We start from the raw sequence: 19,565 nt of genomic DNA on the forward strand, positions 1-19,565 counted from the left end.
CTTTCCCTTTTGGATTTTGCGATTAGTATTACTACAGCTTCCGATAACTTATGATATGTAAACTTGTTTTTAATCCTTTCCATTCAAATTACTTTTAGCAAAAAAATTTCAACGAGCTTTATTCCCAGCGGGAGTAATGTTATTTTAGTCAAAATACTTCTTGATAAGCTCCATTTGCTCATTTGGGTTCACAGTGTGCTCATCATATTCATCAATAAACACCTTTGCCTGAAGTTCCTCCATATAATAACCGGTAGTTAACCCGATATCATCCGCAACATAGCCTATTATTTTTCTCATTGCCTGATTATACCTTTCTCGATCCTCTTCTGAAGTGCTGTCTCCTCCATCCTTTCTAGAAGTGTAGTCCATTGTACCAATCAGCGCTTTTATGCCTGCTAAGACCATGGCCAGTTCTTCTGTTTCATCGCTCTTGATTTCTACCTGTACAGCATAGTCCCCTTTATTAGTTAAACCGGTTTGGATCATGTAATCATTTTTTTTCATCTTTTTGCGCCTTCTTCTGGTTATGACTTGTGTAGCAGCAGTCTTCTGACACTCCATTCTACCACCTATCAGAAAGGTAGAAAATGGCATTCAACTGCCTATCCATTGCTTGGGAAAGTTATCAGCCACCTATAGATGGGATTTTCATAAAAGAGTTTCCCAATTAAGACGATGCTCTATAATGAATGCAGAAGAAAAAAACAGACCTTGAAAGCAGGTGTCAGATGTTTGTTGTCGATGATTATATCGCTTCAGTCGCAAGTAATTTAGTGGAGAAGGATGATCTTTTGCTCACGTACCTTCGCAAGGTTCGTGAACTGGAAAGTTCACTGGATGCAAGGAATCTCCTGTTTACACTCTACATCGAACCTTCCAGGTTCGAACTCACTTTTGTTCTCTTTGCGTATGATAACCACGCAAATGAGGTAATGGGGCTCTTGGAAGGTGAAAATTTCGTCAGCAACGTATCTTCACAAGAGATCCCGTACTTTTCCTTGTCCAACTCTGAATTCGAAAAGTACGAGAAGTTTTATGAAGAACATGAATGGGAAATAGACACTAAACAACAGGAAGTCTTTTTTAGCTGGTTTCTTTCCAACTGGAAAGTTGGAAGACGAGCCCAACATCCGATGCCGATATACTTGCAAATCCACGATGAGGAACGGACGCTGGACCTAAACCAGGAAAAGTGGATTTCTTCCGAAGAAATATGGAAAGGATAATTCCCTTAAAAAAGAACCTTTCGTAAAGTCCACTTTCCTATTCACAAGAACAAGAAGAAACTCGTGGTTATGCTTCTTCGCTTCCGATAAGCTGCGATATGTAAACCTATATCTTTTGAGATTCAAGTTTAAAAACCTTACAGAACAACATTCTGAATGTATCATTTTATCTAATAAAATTAACTCGGAATAATTTTCTGACGAAGCCAGTAGAATCAAGGTTTTGAATGTAACTTACTTTCCATTATGTTACATTCAAAAAAAGAAAAATATGAAAGCTTTTCCTTAATTCCTTCTGTTAGCATCGACTTACACTATAACCTCTGAAACAACTGAATTCTTGATATAATAAATTAAAAAAGAGGTTATTATGTATAAAGTTATTCTATATCTATCAGTAGTTATATTGATTTCTTTTATTATCTGGGTTGGAGTAGAATCTCTACCGGTAAAAGTTGCTTTAGCGATTATTGGGTTAACGTTTTTACCAAAGACCAGGAAAAAGCTCTACAAACCCCTACTTGTGATTAGAAAGGGGAAAGTTGCCTTTTATGCTTCTTTGCTTTTCACCTTTTTACTTTTGATTTTTGATATAAAGACAGTGATAACAGGATCCAGCACTGATTTTATTTTTTCTATATTTGTTTTGTCATCTTGCTTGTTAGGAAACATTATTTATGGAATACCTGTTTCATTATTGGCTGATTTAGTTACTACGCATGTTAGGAAATATCGTGTATACCTTTCTTTTTTAGTGCATATTGGATTCGGTTTGCTTTCTTTCTTTTTCCTCGGTCCATTAATGGTTTTAGCTGCGTTCATGGCAATATTATTTTTTCTTATAGATGAATTTTTAAGAAAAAGAGAAGGAAATTCTATCCCTTTTGAAATATAAATTCGTCTTAAACCGCATAAATATATGCGGTTTTTTTATTACATACCTATAATTAGTTGATAAATAACAAATCTCTCGATACTGTCTATTCCAAGGTTTTGAATGTAACTTAGTTGCTATTAAGTTACATTCAGAATCAGTAAAAGTCGTTCAAACATGGTCTACTTAATTCTGCAACAAATTCTCCAAGTCACGATAACTGTATTCTGTAGTAAAGACTCCCGTTATCATTTCATTGATGTACCGGATAATATCCAGATCGTCATGGTTGTCGAATACACCCTCCATGTAGACGAATTTTACATTTGCTAAGCCTATTTTGATCAAAGCCTTCCCCGATTCCTTTTGTCCATATCCTAAATAATGCTGCCCTAAATCTGTGTAGTTTCTAACAATATATGGGTAGTCCTGGATTGACCGTTTTAATAAAAATTCGTAATGAGCCTTATCTTTACTCTGATAGTGGTCGGCAAGCAGCAGTGAAATAATGGATGCTATTTCCGGATTTGCTTTGTGTTGTACTTCTTCGGCTTGCTCCACCAGTTCGTCATCCAGTTCTCCTTGGTACCAGGGAGTAAAAGAAAGAATCAGAATAAAGTAAAGCAGATTGGTTGGGTGGTAATACAAGGCGTCCCGAGCAAAGTCAGCGGCTTGTTCGTAATCTTCAAATGGCGTGAGCGTTTCCAGTACAATTAATCGATTCCATCCCTCGATGTCATAGGGATTCTGCTCGACGTAATCGATTAATAACCGTTCAGCTGTCTCCAGTTTCCGGTCAGCTACCAATGTCGTAATCTTTTTTTGTAATTCCGTATCCATCATATTCCTACCTCTCGAAAACTTATACGGGACTGCTTGATAAGCAATATTATAAATGTAACTTAATTCACATTAAATTACATTCAAATTCAATGAAAAAGTGCCCTATGTTTTTTAGTAGCTTCCCATATTTTTAAAGCTACCGGGTAGCACTTTTCGATTGATAAAAATATCTCAAACCATTTTATAAAAACTTGTCTGATTTTTAATGCAAGTTCATCAATGATACTTTTAATCACTATATACTCATTCATAGTCGTCCCCCGAATCTATGCTTTAGTTTCTTCTCTGCAGACAACCCAGGATATATAAACTGAACTAGAATTAAATCCTAATGTTCCTTATCTGTTCTTGAAACACCCAATTCTCAGGCTTCTCTTTCTCAGTGAACCAGTTTGCGCCGCTTTCTAACCACTCCGCCCGATAACTTTCTATGGTATATCCTAGTTCGTCATCGTCGTACCCTGGTTGAAAACCGCAACAATGACAAATCAAGCTAACGTCTGGTATGCCCTTAACATTATATAATGGTCCTGGTAATCGATCGTATCCACATACCAAACAGACAAATGTTTTTTTACGAAAAAACATTTTTATCGCTCCTTCTGTTTTGCTACTTACTCAATTAGCGTCTCTGTTTTTTGTAGAAAGAAATACTGACTTTATTTCTTTATCAAGAAGAAGCAACAGCTTTTTTTGTGCTTTTTTGCTTCGAATAATTCTCCTTACACGAACTGTACTTTGTAAATAATGCCTAACGCGTTTATTTACAAAAAACAAACGATGATACTTTTTATCCTCGTACACATTTTTAAACCAATCGCATTCATTTAACCGTTCAATGTTTCGATCAATTTTCCTCGTGTTTAAAGTATCACTATATCCAACATCGCTAAAGAGTCCTCCAATTAATTCAACTAACACACTCAACATAATTTTCCCCTATCCCATTCTATTTCTTTTATTGCTAATTCCTGTTTAAATAAACCATGTTTTCTACTATCACCTTTTCTATCTCTCTAATTTTATTGAACTATATCCATTTTGTATAATCTTTACCTTCGAGTACTTGTTCTAACGTTGTTTTTCTTGAAACGATACTATCGGATTCAGTAAAAAAGAAAAACGAAATCCGAAAGTACTTTCTCGTTCTTCAAGTTGATAGTCACTCGGCATCCACTTTCCAACTGTTTTAAGATCAGTAAACTATCAGTTTTTCTACGCAATTTTAATCTACTAAATTTGTTGTCGAAATAACTTTCTCCCATAGTACTAATAGCATTACATTCCATCACTATTTTTGGGAATTAATTCATCCTTTCCTGAGTTTTCTTTCTTATCCGCTCACAAAGCTAATGAGTATTTGTTACAATCATGGAAAAAAGGAGCTTGATTATGATTTGGTTTAAGCGTATTTTAATTTCACTATTAGCTGCTATAATGGCAACAATTAGTATAGGTAGAGGAATACAAGGAATCTATACTTTCTATTTAAAAGAAATTGTACAGGTACCTTCTACGGAAGCTGCATCGTCTGTACCCGATTTCGGGCTGTTTGTGTTTCTAATTTATAGTGAGTTGCTATTGATGCTGCTACTATTTATCATTTTCATAGTTTCTTACGAGCGGCTAAATATGTTTGGTCTCATACTTGGGGCAGGATTTGGATTTTGGCTCGTCCACTTGCTCGAGCTCTTTGTCCAATGGACTGGGGCAAATCCTAGTTACAGTGAATTGCTATATGCATATCCTAATATAATAGCTTTTTTCTGTATGCTAATTGGTTTCTTTTTCATCAAACACGATACAAAACGATTTAGCTTAGTAGGAACTGTTGCTGGGGCAGCAAGTGGCCTTCTCATCTCTTATGGAGCAGTGATTGTTTACCGCTGGGTGGATAATACACTGACATCTTTTCTGTACTTTGATCTAATAGAAACCATAGTAGTGGTTTTCGGCATTCTGATATTCGCATTAATCGGAAATATAATCGGCAAGAAGAACCAGCAGTACTTGCACAGCTGAAAAGATACGCAGTATTTATTTTTAAAGAGTAAATTATCGATTAAGTTGAACGGGTGGAAAAAGTAAAAACTCTACGTTAACGTAGAGTTTTTACTGTTCTTTCGACAATTCTTCGATTAGTTCATTTGTGTCCTTATACTTCATCCGCTCTTCATATCCAACGTCGAACTCTTCCATCGAATATTCAGCTCCTCTAAGGTAGATATGGTTAATTTTGATTTCAGGTTCTAGGTGCGTTTCAACGAAATCAAAAATAGCGGTCAAATCTTCACTCAAATAAGGGTTGTTTGAATCGAGACCACCTTTTTGGTATGTTACAGATAGCACAGCAGACGTGCATTCTCCTTGTTCATTGATTCCTTGGCAACTCAACCAATTGTCAAATGGATCATCATGTGTGTCGTCATATTTGCTTCCGAAGTGAAAGCGTTCATTGTTGAGTTGATCCACTTCTTTCACTAACCGACTTTCTACTTCATACTCACCAATTTCCGGATGGGTCTTTTTCAAGTCAACCAAAAATTGTTCTTTTGTTCGTTCTTTTCCAGACGCATCCAAATAAAAGGATATCCCATTTTGAGTTTCGTTCTCCTTGTATGCACCCGCTACACTGACAGCTACAATTTCTGCTTGGCTCTTGTTAATCAGCTTATAAAGTTCGTAATAGGTGTCCAAATCCTCTTTAACAAAGGTGTCAAAACGCACAGGTTTGTCGCTTTCCATATAGAGATAGGCGGAATCTTCGATGTAATCCAGACGAATAGGGTCTCCTTCTGTTCCGCTAATACCCAACTTCTCAATTTCTGGAATAACGATTTTCAGCTTCTCATATTCTTTGTCTATATTTAACGCAAGGGCGTAATCATCTTCGATTACCGTATAATCGTCTGAGTCAACCGACACCGTAAATCGAATATGCTCTTCTTTTTCTGGAGAGACCGTAAATTCTGTAGCGGAGCCGATTCCATATGTATTCTTCTCAACAATATCAACTTTAAACCCATATTTTTCTTCCACATAATCTTCCACGATGTGATCAGGTACGGTGCTAAAAAGCGGTGCAAACGCTGAATAAAGATGACCGACAAAAAGGGCAGCTGGTACAATGATGACTCCCGCTACGACTGCCAAAATCAAAAGGATTTTCTTTTTCTTCCCCACTGTCTCTATTCCTCCAATTTTGCAAAAAGTAAATATAACTCAACTATCAATAAGTTACATTCAGCTTCGCTTACTTTGATTAAATCCAACTCTACCATTTTAAACTATATAATAATCATAATTTTCAGATATATTTAATTTTCTTTCTGAGATACTAAGGAACTTAAACCGTTCGTAAAAGTACACTTTTATGAACAACCAAAACCCAGCACAAAAATCACAAAAAGAACGTTCGTAAGCATATCAACATACTCAACGTATTAACTTTTCTTAAGCACTTATTTATTTTTCTATATCCCAAAGGCGACTAATAGATTTTAGGCACCATTCCGACTTTGGGGTGGTATACAACTGGGCACTCCGGAATTTTTGCTCCTGGATTTTGTTGATACTTTTTTAAATTGGAGTGAATACGAAACTCCAGGTTAAGGAAGTAATAATATAAACAAATGGGATCGTTGCCCATATCGTATTCTTTTGGGTACTTATTTTCTCATCTCGATTACTTTTTTTAATAATTGAAATCAAATTCAAACAAAAAATAACTGCAAGAATCGGATTTAGAAAAATGCTAATAACAACTATAGATTCCATGAACCTTCACCTCTCCTTTTGATATAACAAATAACACCAAATATCCAAGGATTAGCCCGTTGTAAGTTAAAAGGGAAAAAAGGGGATAAAAGAATATTTTCTCTCATTCTTCTTTTTCTCCTTCTGTTTTCAAGAAATGCATCAAGCTTTGAACAATAAGGATGACATAGAGCGTCACTGCAGAAAACACAACAAGTGCGCCCATCATGATTTTTATCCAGACGCCATTGTATATATCGACCCGGCATACAAAAATAATAAACGGTATAACGATAAAAAACATACCTAAAAAGTAGCCCAAGGGTGATAAGAACAACAGAATCCGACCGTCTCCCGGTTCTTCTTTTATACTCCAAAACAAAATTAAGCAAAATCCTGTTAAGGCAAAAACTATGATAAGAATTAGGGACAAATTAAACATACGATATCACCTACTTTCAAACGTACCTTTTCTTCCTTTTTATAACTTTTGACTAATCATTTCCTCGAACTTTTTACATGCTCTTGAATTGTATAGCACTTTTTGCAATTTTCTTATAGAAGTTAAATAGGTTTTTAACTCATTATCACTTTTAATCAGTTGAACAAGATATTGAGATTCTGAGGCAAGCTTTTTTAAACCAATATTTTTTTGAAGTTGACTAAAGTTAAATTCGATTTTCTGGTCTTTAGAACGAAAACTATTTTCCTCCCAAGAAGTCACTTCAAAATCTCCACAAGTCTTTCTATATCCACATCTAGCACCATTCTAATTTACCATTTCTATTTATTTCCCTTAAATCTGAATGTAACTTAATTCACAATAAGTTACATTCAGTTTCTCTAAATAAGTAACCTTATTTGAATTCCTCAGGACTCCATGTTGCTATTTCATTTTCTGGAACAGCCACAATTAACCAGTCGCCACCCCCATATCCGTCTCTATCTCCAACTTGCCAGCATTCATAGTTTTCATCATGCCCATTCACATACAATACTTTTCCGGACTCAAGCGAAATATGCAGATGCGGCGAATCGTCTCCCAACCAAACATCTTTAACTTTTTCTCTTCTGTTTCTTAAAAGCAGTTGAAAAGATTCTTCATCATCTAGTTCTTCTAAGTTTTCTTTAGAAACCGTTATTAATCTCTCATAATTGGTAATGATAGCGATTTTCCTTATCTCGATGGTTAACCACAACATGTCCGGCTCTTGTTCAGAGAAATGTGTAAAATAGACGCGCACTACCCCAGGACTACTGCCAAACTGAAACCCATCAATCTGACTTCCAATGAGCAATTGTTTTAAAGCTCTCTCTGCAAAGTTTTTATTTTCTCTGTTCATTTCATCCCACCTTTATCCTTCACTTTACGAATGTAATTTAATTGCACATAAGTTACATTCAATTCCTCGATACTTATGTTATTTTGGTTCTTCCGCTTCTATGAGCTTCTTGCAGATATATCCGACAATATATTCTCTCTTTGTTATTTCTTCAATGTCCTGATTTTCAACTAACTCATCTAGTACCTGATCTACTTTTTTCCATAGCTCTGTATTTTCATATTTTTCATATGGATGTGTCATTCTGCTATTTACCTTTACTTTCATTTTTGTGTCTCTTTTCTATAATACTTATTTTACCATTCTTAAGTTTTATAGATAGAAGTTGATAAATTATTTCTCGCTAAAAAACCGTTCGTAAAAGTACACATTTACGAACGCTCAATTACCCCTAAAAAATATCAAAAAAACACGTTCGCAAAGGTGTTTAACCACTTTACGAACGTCCAGATTTTTTCGGGGTATTTACGAACGCTTTTCGTTTTGCTTAATTCTTACGTTCTTTCATTTCCTCTACCGCTTTATTGTATTTATCAAAATCAAATTCTACACTGTTTTGTTTATAGAAATAGAGAATTGATTCTTTTTCACCTTGGCTTAGCAAATAAGTTACGACCGCTTTCGGGCTAGTCATATTGATGCCTGCTTGGTTTGCGTCTGCAAGTTTCGTCAAAATATTTTCTGGTGTCTTGCTCAATGCCATCACTCCTTTACTGGTGGTAAATTACGAATGTCTAAAATCGTTGGTAGATCGTTAAAATCTGTTCTTTCGTTCATTTCGATTAACAATCGTGCTGTTTCTTCTGGACTGCTGAGTAAGCCACTTTCTTTGTAGTCTAGAAACTTTTCAATGAGTGGGAAATCAGCTGCATCGCTTTGGCGAATTTTTTCTTGCATGCCTGTATCGATAATTCCGGGTGCTACAGAGACCACTTTAATGTCTTCGTTTTCTACATCGATGCACGAGCTAAAATGATCGAGCCCTGCTTTTCCTGCACAGTAGGCACTCCATCCTTCATAAGCTTTACGGCCCGCTCCAGACGATATATTAATAATTCTTTTTTCACATTGATTATCTTTCAACTGATGGATAAATGCACCGCATAGTAACATCGGTGCCGTCAAATTTAATACGATACTTTGACTGACGTCTGCTGAACCGTTCGAATGAGCCAGTCCAATCGGATCAATAGTACCTGCATTATTGACCAGCACAATTTGTTCTATATCTTTTGGCAATTGACCTAACACTTGTTCAATTATTCCTTCTATAGCATCGAGTTGGGTTAAATCAACTGAAACGAATTGTTCACCTGGCCAATTTGCTGGTTGTGTGCGCGCAATTCCAACTACCAGATGACCTTTTCCGATAAGTTGTTTGCTCCATTCGTAACCGATACCTTTTGATGCACCTGTTATAATGTAAGCTTCTTTTGACATGCTTATTGCCCACCTTTTTGATACATAATTTCACCTGCTACGACCGTCATTACGGGTTCAGCTTCTAAAATTTGTTCTTCATTGCCTGCAAATAAATCGCGATCGAAGATGGTAAAGTCCGCATCAAAACCTTCTCGGATTACCCCACGCTCGTTTTCTTTGCCAATTGCTGCAGCACTACCACTTGTATACAACTGAATGGCTTCAAAGCGGGTTAGTTTTTCTTCTGGCAAATAACCTTCGTGTGTTTCGTATGGTTTTCTGCGCGTAACAGCAGCGTAAATCCCTAAACGCGGGTCTGCTTCTTCTATAGGAGCATCTGACCCACCTGCACAAATAAGACCATGATTTAAGAGTTTCTTCCATACATATGACCATTCTAAACGATTTTCACCGAGACGTTCCACGACCCATGGGAAATCAGAAGTGACAAAGCTTGGTTGAAGATCTAATGCGACTTCTATTTGCTGCATACGTGCGACCAAATCTTCTCGTACGACCATTGTATGAATAAGACGGTCACGTTTTCCTTTAGGCACCGGATGTGCTTCAATGGCATCTAGCGCCATTTCTAAACCAAGATCTCCAATCACATGAATCGCTACTGCTTCCTCGTGTTTACGAGCAATTGAAACAAGACGTTTTAGTTCTTCGTCTGATTGAATGGCAACTCCAACCGTAGAAGGATCATCATTGTACGGTTTACTTAAAAGCGCAGTACGTCCGCCAATTGAGCCATCTGCGAAAATCTTCATTGGACCCGGATCAATAAATGGTTCTGCGTAAGTTGCATTTTCCATCATTTCTTCAAATGCAATATGAGCTCTAAGTAAATGTGCACGGAACTTCACTTTATCTCCAACAACATTTTTAAACGCATCAAGTGGACGTGAATAATGTCCGTAATAGCCCATATCTTCTGTATGCGCACCCGTTAACCCGAGTGACAACAAATGATCTACTGATTTTTTTAGCGCACGGGTTAAATAATCTACACTTACTTCAGGAACTTGACTGGCTACTAAATCTTGTGCTGCATCTAATAAATAACCGGTCGGTTCGCCGTCCGCATCACGCACGATCAAACCGCCTTCTGGATCTGGACTGTCTTTCGTAATACCTGCTAACGCCAGAGCGCTAGAATTTGCTAGAATCGCATGTCGACAAACGCGTTTTAACAACATGGGTGATGTGCTGATTTCATCAAGTTCGTTTCGGTGGAAAATTTTACGGTCTGCGAAATTATTTTCATTCCAGCCTTCTCCGATAAACCAATCATCTTTTTTCAGATCTTTTGTGGATTCAATTAATTGTTCGCGCATTTCTTCTGAGCTTTCAATGATAGATAAGTCAACACGCATTAACTTTTCACCGTGGCCAATCATGTGCATATGGCTATCGACCAATCCAGGATACATCGTCGCTCCTTGCAAATCGATTTCTTTATCGGCAAAACTTTTTAGTTCCTCGTACGTCCCAACTTTTTCTATGTGATCATCCGACACTAAAACTGCTTCTGCAGTTGCGCTTTCTGCTTCCATTGTATAGATTGTTCCCCCATGCCATAACACTTTCATCTAACCACTCCTTTTCTCTCTTCTCATCATAAGTTTAATCGCTCTAGCATTCAACACGTTTAGGTTGAATTTCCAATGATTCATACGTAAAGCAAAAGCACTTTCATTTATGTTATACTGTTTTTACTTATAGAAAGCAGAGGTGAACCCTCCTAGTCGGAGGGACGAATTGGACAGTATACTCATTCTCAATTTGTTTATGGTCGCTCTTTTAATTGGGCTAACCGCTTTATTTGTTGGATCGGAGTTTTCAATTATTCGCGTCAGAATGTCCCGCATCGATCAACTCGTTTCAGAAGGGCATAAAAATGCTAACTTGACGAAGAAAATCATTAGCAATTTGGATTATTATTTATCCGCTTGCCAATTAGGGATTACGGTAACAGCACTTGGACTTGGTTGGCTAGGTGAGTCGACTGTAGAACGACTTTTGTATCCGCTTTTTGAAAACTTTGGAATCGAAGACACAACTGCATCGATTTTTTCTTTTTTGATCGCGTTTAGCATTATTACTTTTTTACATGTCGTGATTGGCGAATTGGCGCCTAAAACGTTAGCCATTCAATATGCAGAGAAAATGGTCTTAATCTTTGCTCGCCCTCTTTATTTTTTCGGGTTGATTCTCGCACCATTCATCTGGTTGATGAATGGATCAGCTAGATTGCTTTTACGTGCTTTTGGTATCGAACCCGCCGCTTACGAGCAAGCTCACTCAGAAGAAGAATTGAAAATTATTATGACTAAAAGTTATCATAGCGGCGAAATCAATCAAACAGAATTATCGTATATGCAGAACATTTTTTCTTTCGATGAACGATTGGCAAAAGATATTATGTTGCCCCGAACACAAATGGAGACCATTTCACTTGAGATGAGCCATGACGATTTAATGGAGATTGTTCGCGAGCATCAATACACGCGTTACCCTGTAACTGAAAAAGGAGACAAAGACGATATTCTCGGTTTTATCAACATTAAAGAAATGCTGACCAATTACACATACCAACAAGATTTAAATGATAGCATCGTCGTTCATGATATTCCATTTGTTCATGATATGGCACCGATTCAAGATGTTTTATTGAAAATGCAAAAAGAGCATGTTCACATGGCCATTGTCGTTGACGAATACGGCGGAACAGCGGGTGTAATTACAATGGAAGACATTTTAGAAGAAATCGTTGGTGAGATTCGTGACGAGTTTGATGAAGATGAACGCGATGAGATTAAAGCTGTAGATATTAACAACTATTTGTTAAACGGCCGCGTACTTTTATCCGATTTAGAAGATCGTTTTGCTATCGAATTTGATGATAGCGAGGATGTTGATACCATAGGCGGCTGGATTCAATTAAAAAATACGGATATTGCTGAAGGCGAGTCGGTTGAATTGCCACATCACACCATCACGGTTCGAGAGATGGAAAACCATCAGATTATTCGTGTGTTGTTATCGCGACATACAGATCTAAAAACCTAGAAAAAATTCCAACAGCACTTTCTGCTGTTGGAATTTTTTATTTTTCTTCTAATAATGATTTTTCATATTGGAATTTCTGCATTAACATTTCACCTGAATAACCTTCTTCGATCAATTTTGCTAATATTGCTTTTGTTTGGTCATCTGCTGCTTCAGGGTGCTCGCCTCGGTCAAACTCTACAACGTTTTCAGCATCAGTTATCCAATCTGAAAAACTCCCCATGTAAAGTTTTAATTGGTCAAAGCCTTTTTCAGCCATGATGGCATAAAGTGCTGCTGCTGTAACCCCGCTCCCGCAATAAACAACAGTTGGTTCGTGTTTTTGAACAACATGACTAATATCTTTACTAAACTGGAATTCTCTTTTCGAAACAAATTGAGCCCAGTCTAAATTACGTGCTCCTGGAATGCGTCCGGCAACTGGATCGATTGGTTCTTCAAGTCCCGCGAAACGTGCAGCTGAACGGGCATCGACTAGTACACCTAGTTCGTCACCACTAATGACTTTTTTTACATATGCTTGGTCAGCAAAGATTTCGCGAACAAAGTTAGGTGCAACAGTAGATGGTACTGTCGTCGGGAGTTCCCCGGAAACTGTAACGCCTTGCTGTTTTAACGAATCGAAACCTTGTTGACTAATGTGGACATTTTCAAATCCTGCATATTTCAATAACCACCAAGCTCGCGCTGCATAAGGCGAACCTCCTTGGTCATAAACTACAATCGAATCCTCCAAGTTTAAACCGCTTGATCGAACCAATTGAATTAGCTGTTCGTCAGCTGGCATCGGATGCCGCCCCTCGTGAGCAGCCATATCAGACATATCTTTTTCTAAATCCCAAAACACAGCTCCTGCCACATGCTCTTTTTCGTACATTTTCTTCCCGGCAGATGAATCTTTCAAATCGAATCGTGCATCAATCCATTTGTGAGTTTCGGTATCCGTTGTTTCGATAAATACTGACATCGTCTACACCCTTCCGTTCATCAAATTTGAATATAACTCTTTCCATTGTGCTAATTTCTCAGATTGTTGCAGCAATGTCCGCTCCGAATCAATCTGATCTACAGCTTGCCGTAGAATATGTTGACGTAATCCTTCTGCTTCTTGTTCAATCCAAAATGTTGCCCAATTACTCAATTCTTTTTTCTCATGTTCTAAATAACGTAGTGCGTCAGGCTCCATCAGCTCTTGCAATGCGTCACGCATTTTTTCTTTTTCATTTTTCTCAAAAAAGCTCTTATTGTTTTTATAATACGATTTAACTGACGAATAATCGGCATTTACAAACGGTTTTGAAATTTCGACAGTCCCTGCTTCTTGTACTTCATAAGGAGTAAACGAGAAATCCGAGTTCTGCTCTTTTAATTTGCTTGTGTCTTCTTTAAAGCGCGAGTCTAATTTCTTTTCAATAAATTGAGCAAGTCGGAAATTTGTAACACGCAATTCTTGTTGGAAATCAAACCCTGTCATTTCATTTAAATCGTGCAATGCCGTATCCAAAGCTTGTTGGGCTGATTTGTTAGAAAAAACTGAAGGGTTAAAGGCTTCTTTAAAAAAGTCATTAAACCGATAAAAGACGCGCTGGTTAACGTAATACAGTAATTCATCCAATTCTTGAAGAGCTTCGCGCTCTAATAGTTTGGCAATCGATGCGCCAAAAAGTTTACGCAATTGCTGTTCTAGTAGTTTTAGCTCGTCTAGTCGTTCGTCTTTGCGTAACAAGTTCTTTTCTGTGTGTTCAATTAAGCTACTGAAACGGTCGACTGCTTTTTGCTCTTCTTCTGCCAGCGATTGAACAGCCATTCCTTTTAGCTCTTCTTTCAAGAAATGTTGGAAGGCTTCTTCGAATTGTGGCATGCCCGAATGCTCTGGGTCACGAAGCGCTAGAAGACTTGACACCCCGAACAAACGTGGAAAACGAATGCCAAAACGTTGCAGTTCATCTTTTACATAGGTAACGACTGAATTCTTCTCTTCTTCGTCATTAGCAAGGTCGATGGCATTCACGACAAAGAACATTTTATCCATTTCAAATGCGTCTTTCACTCGGCCAAGCTGAATCAAAAATTCTCGGTCAGCACGTGCAAAAGCATGGTTGTAGTATGTGATAAATAGAATTGCATCCGCGTTCCGAATATACTCAAAAGCAACATTCGTATGTCTCGCATTAATTGAATCCGCTCCTGGAGTATCCACAAGCGTAACGCCATTACGTGTTAGTTCGCAATCGTAATAAAAATCGATTTCATCAACAAAACAACTTTTTTCTTCTTTCGCCACATATAAACCAAATTCTTCACGATTAGTTCGGATGGTTTCACCTAAACGGTCTTTGAAATTTGGATATCCTTTGTTAAAGGCAGTGATAAATGATTTATGAACTTGCTGCTCTGTTGGCGTATCTTCTGGTAGTTTTGACGATTTGTCAAAAGCATCTTCTAATGAAGTGACTTGCACGCCTAAAGCTTGGAAAGAGTTTTGAACGTCTTCTGTCATTTGTGTGCGCGTTTTTAAGCGAACGTCTGCTGTTTCATGTGGATGCTGCTCGCTAATTGGACGAATTCGGTTAATTGTGGCAGTTGTCGGATTTGGTGATACAGGTAATACCGTTTCCCCCATCAATGCATTCGAAAATGACGATTTCCCCGCACTAAATGCTCCAAACAACGCAATCGTGAATTCTTGCCCTTCTAAACGACCTGCTTTGCGTTTTAAATAAGCCGCCGTTTCCGCAAATCCTTTGATCGGAGTAATAACGTCTGCAGTGCGATTGGCTCGCTCGAGTACAGCTACTTCATCAAATGATGCCACTTCCATAGAGTGAGTTTGTTGTTCTTGCTTTTCATGTAGTTGGTCATCTTTTTCAAGCATTGCAGGATCAAATTCAGTCATTTCCTCGATAGAAACTTCAAATTCATTTAACCACTGCTCGACTTTTTCCTCCGCTGCTGTTTTTTGTTTTGGCAACATCGCAGTATAGGATTTTTTCACTTTATCGATTTTACTTTCCATTTCCTCTAACGTTTGAATGGCCAGCATTTTTTGTGACAAAGCTTGTGCTTTCATATCTATTTCTGTATTTGCGTCATCCGTTAAACCTTCAAACTTTTCTTCTTGTTGTTTTTTCCAACTATCTGTTTCACGGATGAACCAGCGCTGAACCCCTGTTGAGATGCTAGTAGCAAAATTTAACACGGCATCTCCAGTCACGGATGCACCTGTTGGTATCTGCTCTTCGACTACAGAAAACGGCACGTTGAAAGTCATATCGTCAATAGATAACGATTCATCGTCCGTTAATATTCCTGCATCTTTTAACGACGATTTCATCAATTTTTTTAAGTGATTGGTAATTTGAGAAGATACTGTCGTCTGCAGACGTTCGTCCACTTCTTGTTGTCGTCTTTGTCGTTCTTCTTCTGTCTTTTTACCGCTAAATAGCAAACCAACTTTAAAATTCGGCTGAACCGATTCTAAATAGCTTGTTAAGGCATTACGTAATTCATAAGGCATAATATTCGAGTTTTCAAGTAGCTCTTTACGACTTTTCTCAAACTTTGTTTGCCAGTTTTCAAAGTCCTGTACTGACATTCTGCGTGATACTAGCGCATTCTCTTTTTTTAAATCCTCGCGCATTTCCCATTCTTCTGGTTCCAAAACATTTGAAAATGCTTGTAAACATTCTTGTTTTTCATCTTCTAAAAACTTGATATGCTCGTCTCTTAACTGACTCAAGGCTGACTCAGAAGCTGACCCCATATGACCTTTCCAGTCTTTCATCGTTGAGGAAACAAGGTCTTTTACTTGGTCAAAATCATTACCGGGAAATTCAAAATCTTTTAACGATGTAAAGAAAATGCCTTTTGGTACGACTCCCCATGCTGCGAACGAATCGTGAACTGATTGTTGAAAATCCTCAAAGCTCATTTCACTAGTTTGGTGCTTATCAATTTGGTTAACGATTAAATACAGCTCGGTGTATTTTTGTAATTCTTTTGTGAAATTAAAATTCAGTTCAGACTGAACATGGTTATAATCCATGACATAAAACACCATATCGGCTACATGCAAAGCTGACTCTGTCGACATGCGATGCGCATCATCTGTAGAATCGACTCCCGGTGTATCCATGACCGTTATGCCTTTTGGCAAAACCGATCCTTGGTGTCCAATATCAATTTGCGTCACATCACCATTTTTACAAAATTCTTTAACCGCGTTAAAATCGTAATTCTCAGGAAAGTAAACCGGTTTTTCATTGCGCATATTAACGATAGCAAAATCGTTATCGGCTTTTTGGACATTTACGATATTCGCACTCGTTGGAATCGGACTCGATGGCAATAAGGTCTCACCCGTCAAGGCGTTGATCATAGAGGACTTACCGGAAGAAAAATGTCCGGCAAAACCAATAATAAAATTATTTTTCAAGATTTTTTTAGCAAATAAATGAGCTTTCGCTTCACGCTCTACATCCTCATTATCTTTAAAGATCTTGTAGAGATGTGCCGTTTCAAGTAATTCTTTTTTATGATCAACAACTGTCATTTAGAAATCTCCTTCTCCGCTTACTGCTCTCTATCATATCATTTTTATAGGGCAACGAAAAACATCCTCCTCAAATTTGAGAAGGATGTTGTTTTTCTCACGAAAACCCATGAATCGACATGCCACCGTCGACGAAAAGTGTTTGTCCGGTAATATAACTTGCTGCATCTGAAGCTAAAAATACGACAGGTGAAGCTACTTCTGGTAATTCTCCGACACGCTTCATCGGAGTAACCGCGATTATCGACTCTAAATATTCAGGGTCACTTAAAATCTTTTCTGTTAATGGTGTTTTAAAATACCAAGGTCCGATTGCATTCACGCGAATGTTTTTCGGTCCCCATTCCATTGCCATGACCTTGGTCATTTGAATAATGGCCGCTTTAGACGCCGCGTAAATAACACCTGTCTTTAATGCGCGATCGCCTCCAACCGAGCTAATGTTAATAATAGAACTACCGCTAGCCATTTTTTTCACAGCTTCTTGTGAAAACATAAAAACACTTTGTGCATTTGTATCCATGATTTGATGCCATTCAGCATCATTAGCATCTGTTAATGATGACCGAATATTCATCCCTGCGTTGTTCACTAAAATATCAAGCGCACCAAAATGTTCCACTGTTTTATCGATTGCTGCTTGAATGTCACTACGTTTTGTAATGTCTGCTGTTATGTATGTAGTCTGGTTATTATTTATGTCTTGCTGTGTTTGCTGCAAGTCTGATTCAGTCCTTGCTACTAACATAACGTTTGCTCCCGCTTCAGCAAGTGCTATGGCAATCGCTTTGCCAATTCCCCTGCCGGCACCTGTAACAATTGCCGTCTTACCTTCTAAACTAAATGACTTCAACATGTAGTATCGCCTCCACTGTCATTATAATCACAACATTCACTATTTGTCCTGTTTTATAAACTATAAAAAAAACCGCCGTAACTACCACGGCGGTTTTTGCTTACTGTTTTAGTTGGTAAATCTTTGTATATTTTTCTTCTAAATAGCTTGCTAAATAATCTGGGTTTAAGCCTTCGCCCGTAACATCCTGTAAAATATCTAAAGGCTTTTTAAATGCACCATATTGATGAATATTTTCTGTTAACCATTCACGAATCGGTGCAACGTTGCGCTCTGCCAATAATTCATCGTAATTCGGTAATTCTTTTAACATCGCGTTTTTGAACTGCGCTGCATACATGTAACCGAGTGCGTAAGATGGGAAATAACCAAAGCTTGCGCCTGCCCAGTGAACGTCTTGTAAGACACCTTCTGCATCGTTTGACGGGCGTACACCTAAATACTCTTGGTATTTATCGTTCCACAATTGTGGTAAATCACTAACTTTCAGGTCTCCATTAAATAAACCCTTTTCAAGTTCGTAACGCACCATAATATGCAACGCATACGACAACTCGTCTGCTTCGATGCGAATTAAGGATGGTTTCGATTCGTTAATTGCACGTAAGTAATCCACTAATTCAACAGAAGCAAATTGATCGGGCGCATAGTCTTTCAATAACTCAAAGTTTTTCTGCCAGAAATGTTCATTGCGTCCGATGAAATTTTCACAAAACAACGATTGTGATTCATGAATGCCCATCGATGCACCTGTTTCTATCGGCAAACCCGCTAAGTCTTCTCCGAGGTTTTGCTCGTACATTGCATGTCCGCCTTCGTGAATTGTGCCAAATACCGCTGTTCGGAAATCATTTTCATCATACTTAGTTGTTACACGGATGTCTTGACGGTTAATGGATATCATAAACGGATGAACTGTCTCGTCTAGTCTACCCGCTTCAAAGTTATAGCCAAGTTGGTCTAACATTTCGCGGCTAAAATCTTGCTGCGCTTGTTTTGGAAAATGGTCGTATAAAAATGCCGTCTCTGGTTTGTTTGGTGACTCTGCGATTTTTTGTACCAATGGCACAATTCGTTCGCGCAGCTTGCCAAAAACTTCATCCAAAATTTCAGTAGTCATGCCAGGTTCGTATTGATCGAGCAGTGTATTGTAGATACTGCCGTTTTTCTCACCCCAATAGCTGACCATTTTTTTCGTAGTGTCAACTAAATCCTCTAAGTAAGGAAGGAATAATGAAAAATCGGATTTCGCCTTGGCCGTTTCCCATATAGATTCAGCTTTAGATTTTAGTATAACAAATTCCTTGTATTCTTCAGCAGGAATTTTCTTGCTCAAATCATAGTTTTTTCGCGCTTCTTCCACTGATCGACGAATAATTGGATTTTCTAATTGCTCTACTTCTAAAGAAGTAAGCAATTCGCCAAATTCATCTGACGTCGATAAACGAAAAACTTCTGCAGATAATGTACCGATTGTTTCTGAGCGAAGTTCTACGCCTTTTTTGGGTGCTCCTGTACGTAAATCCCAAAATAATAAGGCAATTGCCTCTTCGTACCCCTTAACTTTATTAAAGTGTTCTCTAAAACGTTTTTCAAGTGACAACTAAATCCCCCC

The 19,565-nt window shown here is 37.9% G+C and carries 19 protein-coding genes; 4 read left to right on the forward strand and 15 right to left on the reverse strand.

The window, feature by feature from the left end:
* Positions 1 to 144: 144 nt before the first annotated feature.
* Positions 145 to 507, reverse strand: a complete 363-nt coding sequence (locus tag PLANO_RS08855; RefSeq protein ID WP_156108897.1) for a hypothetical protein — start codon at positions 505 to 507, stop codon at positions 145 to 147.
* Positions 508 to 731: 224 nt separating this feature from the next.
* Between PLANO_RS08855 and PLANO_RS08860 the strand changes: the two genes are divergently transcribed.
* Positions 732 to 1,229 (forward strand): hypothetical protein, encoded by a 498-nt coding sequence (locus PLANO_RS08860; protein ID WP_156108898.1) that lies wholly within the window; start codon positions 732 to 734, stop codon positions 1,227 to 1,229.
* A 370-nt stretch (positions 1,230 to 1,599) separates the two neighbouring features.
* On the forward strand, positions 1,600 to 2,124 hold the full coding sequence (locus tag PLANO_RS08865) for a hypothetical protein (RefSeq protein ID WP_038704102.1): 525 nt from the start codon (positions 1,600 to 1,602) through the stop codon (positions 2,122 to 2,124).
* Between the two features lie 165 nt (positions 2,125 to 2,289).
* Here the strand turns inward: PLANO_RS08865 and PLANO_RS08870 are convergent, their stop codons facing one another.
* Both PLANO_RS08870 and PLANO_RS08880 read right to left on the reverse strand, forming a co-directional pair.
* Positions 2,290 to 2,946, reverse strand: a complete 657-nt coding sequence (locus PLANO_RS08870; protein WP_038704103.1) for a hypothetical protein — start codon at positions 2,944 to 2,946, stop codon at positions 2,290 to 2,292.
* A gap of 618 nt (positions 2,947 to 3,564) precedes the next feature.
* Positions 3,565 to 3,873: a hypothetical protein gene (locus PLANO_RS08880; RefSeq protein WP_156108899.1), complete on the reverse strand. Its 309-nt coding sequence runs from the start codon at positions 3,871 to 3,873 to the stop codon at positions 3,565 to 3,567.
* A 465-nt stretch (positions 3,874 to 4,338) separates the two neighbouring features.
* Here PLANO_RS08880 and PLANO_RS08885 point away from each other — a divergent pair, with 465 nt between their 5' ends.
* Positions 4,339 to 4,968 (forward strand): hypothetical protein, encoded by a 630-nt coding sequence (locus PLANO_RS08885; RefSeq protein ID WP_038704105.1) that lies wholly within the window; start codon positions 4,339 to 4,341, stop codon positions 4,966 to 4,968.
* Between the two features lie 90 nt (positions 4,969 to 5,058).
* On the opposite strand, the gene PLANO_RS08890 is transcribed toward PLANO_RS08885, so the two are convergent.
* The 8 genes from PLANO_RS08890 to PLANO_RS08930 all read right to left on the reverse strand — a co-directional run bounded on the left by PLANO_RS08890 (position 5,059) and on the right by PLANO_RS08930 (position 11,062).
* A complete protein-coding gene (locus PLANO_RS08890; protein WP_038704106.1) occupies positions 5,059 to 6,129 on the reverse strand; it encodes a hypothetical protein in 1,071 nt (356 codons plus the stop codon).
* 697 nt (positions 6,130 to 6,826) lie between these two features.
* Positions 6,827 to 7,144, reverse strand: a complete 318-nt coding sequence (locus tag PLANO_RS08900; RefSeq protein WP_038704108.1) for a hypothetical protein — start codon at positions 7,142 to 7,144, stop codon at positions 6,827 to 6,829.
* A 39-nt stretch (positions 7,145 to 7,183) separates the two neighbouring features.
* A complete protein-coding gene (locus PLANO_RS08905) occupies positions 7,184 to 7,426 on the reverse strand; it encodes a hypothetical protein (protein WP_038704109.1) in 243 nt (80 codons plus the stop codon).
* A gap of 133 nt (positions 7,427 to 7,559) precedes the next feature.
* Positions 7,560 to 8,045 (reverse strand): hypothetical protein, encoded by a 486-nt coding sequence (locus PLANO_RS08910; protein WP_038704110.1) that lies wholly within the window; start codon positions 8,043 to 8,045, stop codon positions 7,560 to 7,562.
* A gap of 78 nt (positions 8,046 to 8,123) precedes the next feature.
* Complete coding sequence (locus PLANO_RS08915; protein WP_038704111.1) at positions 8,124 to 8,312, reverse strand: hypothetical protein; 189 nt, start codon at positions 8,310 to 8,312, stop codon at positions 8,124 to 8,126.
* 220 nt (positions 8,313 to 8,532) lie between these two features.
* The gene (locus PLANO_RS08920) at positions 8,533 to 8,742 is read right to left on the reverse strand and encodes a hypothetical protein (RefSeq protein WP_038705426.1); all 210 of its coding nucleotides are present in this window, start codon (positions 8,740 to 8,742) and stop codon (positions 8,533 to 8,535) included.
* 5 nt (positions 8,743 to 8,747) lie between these two features.
* Positions 8,748 to 9,485, reverse strand: coding sequence for an SDR family NAD(P)-dependent oxidoreductase (locus PLANO_RS08925; RefSeq protein WP_038704112.1), 738 nt, complete (start codon positions 9,483 to 9,485; stop codon positions 8,748 to 8,750).
* A 2-nt stretch (positions 9,486 to 9,487) separates the two neighbouring features.
* Complete coding sequence (locus PLANO_RS08930; protein WP_038704113.1) at positions 9,488 to 11,062, reverse strand: amidohydrolase; 1,575 nt, start codon at positions 11,060 to 11,062, stop codon at positions 9,488 to 9,490.
* A gap of 169 nt (positions 11,063 to 11,231) precedes the next feature.
* Here PLANO_RS08930 and PLANO_RS08935 point away from each other — a divergent pair, with 169 nt between their 5' ends.
* Positions 11,232 to 12,542 carry a hemolysin family protein gene (locus PLANO_RS08935; protein WP_038704114.1) on the forward strand — a complete coding sequence of 437 codons (1,311 nt, stop codon included), beginning with the start codon at positions 11,232 to 11,234 and terminating at the stop codon, positions 12,540 to 12,542.
* A gap of 37 nt (positions 12,543 to 12,579) precedes the next feature.
* Here the strand turns inward: PLANO_RS08935 and PLANO_RS08940 are convergent, their stop codons facing one another.
* The 4 genes from PLANO_RS08940 to PLANO_RS08955 form a co-directional block, all read right to left on the reverse strand.
* Positions 12,580 to 13,509, reverse strand: a complete 930-nt coding sequence (locus PLANO_RS08940; protein ID WP_038704115.1) for a sulfurtransferase — start codon at positions 13,507 to 13,509, stop codon at positions 12,580 to 12,582.
* A 3-nt stretch (positions 13,510 to 13,512) separates the two neighbouring features.
* Positions 13,513 to 17,094: a dynamin family protein gene (locus PLANO_RS08945; RefSeq protein ID WP_038704116.1), complete on the reverse strand. Its 3,582-nt coding sequence runs from the start codon at positions 17,092 to 17,094 to the stop codon at positions 13,513 to 13,515.
* A 97-nt stretch (positions 17,095 to 17,191) separates the two neighbouring features.
* Complete coding sequence (locus PLANO_RS08950) at positions 17,192 to 17,950, reverse strand: SDR family NAD(P)-dependent oxidoreductase (protein ID WP_038704117.1); 759 nt, start codon at positions 17,948 to 17,950, stop codon at positions 17,192 to 17,194.
* Positions 17,951 to 18,050: 100 nt separating this feature from the next.
* On the reverse strand, positions 18,051 to 19,553 hold the full coding sequence (locus PLANO_RS08955) for a carboxypeptidase M32 (RefSeq protein WP_038704118.1): 1,503 nt from the start codon (positions 19,551 to 19,553) through the stop codon (positions 18,051 to 18,053).
* Between the last annotated feature and the right edge of the window lie 12 nt (positions 19,554 to 19,565).

It is taken from the genome of Planococcus sp. PAMC 21323 (assembly GCF_000785555.1).
Classification (GTDB): domain Bacteria; phylum Bacillota; class Bacilli; order Bacillales_A; family Planococcaceae; genus Planococcus.

Excerpts from the sequence above, each read along its gene's own strand:
- PLANO_RS08855 (WP_156108897.1), bottom strand. The coding sequence starts at position 507 with ATGAAAAAAAATGATTACATGATCCAAACCGGTTTAACTAATAAAGGG.
- PLANO_RS08860 (WP_156108898.1), top strand. The coding sequence starts at position 732 with ATGTTTGTTGTCGATGATTATATCGCTTCAGTCGCAAGTAATTTAGTG.
- PLANO_RS08865 (WP_038704102.1), top strand. The coding sequence starts at position 1,600 with ATGTATAAAGTTATTCTATATCTATCAGTAGTTATATTGATTTCTTTT.
- PLANO_RS08870 (WP_038704103.1), bottom strand. The coding sequence starts at position 2,946 with ATGATGGATACGGAATTACAAAAAAAGATTACGACATTGGTAGCTGAC.
- PLANO_RS08885 (WP_038704105.1), top strand. The coding sequence starts at position 4,339 with ATGATTTGGTTTAAGCGTATTTTAATTTCACTATTAGCTGCTATAATG.
- PLANO_RS08900 (WP_038704108.1), bottom strand. The coding sequence starts at position 7,144 with ATGTTTAATTTGTCCCTAATTCTTATCATAGTTTTTGCCTTAACAGGA.
- PLANO_RS08910 (WP_038704110.1), bottom strand. The coding sequence starts at position 8,045 with ATGAACAGAGAAAATAAAAACTTTGCAGAGAGAGCTTTAAAACAATTG.
- PLANO_RS08915 (WP_038704111.1), bottom strand. The coding sequence starts at position 8,312 with ATGAAAGTAAAGGTAAATAGCAGAATGACACATCCATATGAAAAATAT.
- PLANO_RS08925 (WP_038704112.1), bottom strand. The coding sequence starts at position 9,485 with ATGTCAAAAGAAGCTTACATTATAACAGGTGCATCAAAAGGTATCGGT.
- PLANO_RS08930 (WP_038704113.1), bottom strand. The coding sequence starts at position 11,062 with ATGAAAGTGTTATGGCATGGGGGAACAATCTATACAATGGAAGCAGAA.
- PLANO_RS08940 (WP_038704115.1), bottom strand. The coding sequence starts at position 13,509 with ATGTCAGTATTTATCGAAACAACGGATACCGAAACTCACAAATGGATT.
- PLANO_RS08945 (WP_038704116.1), bottom strand. The coding sequence starts at position 17,094 with ATGACAGTTGTTGATCATAAAAAAGAATTACTTGAAACGGCACATCTC.
- PLANO_RS08950 (WP_038704117.1), bottom strand. The coding sequence starts at position 17,950 with ATGTTGAAGTCATTTAGTTTAGAAGGTAAGACGGCAATTGTTACAGGT.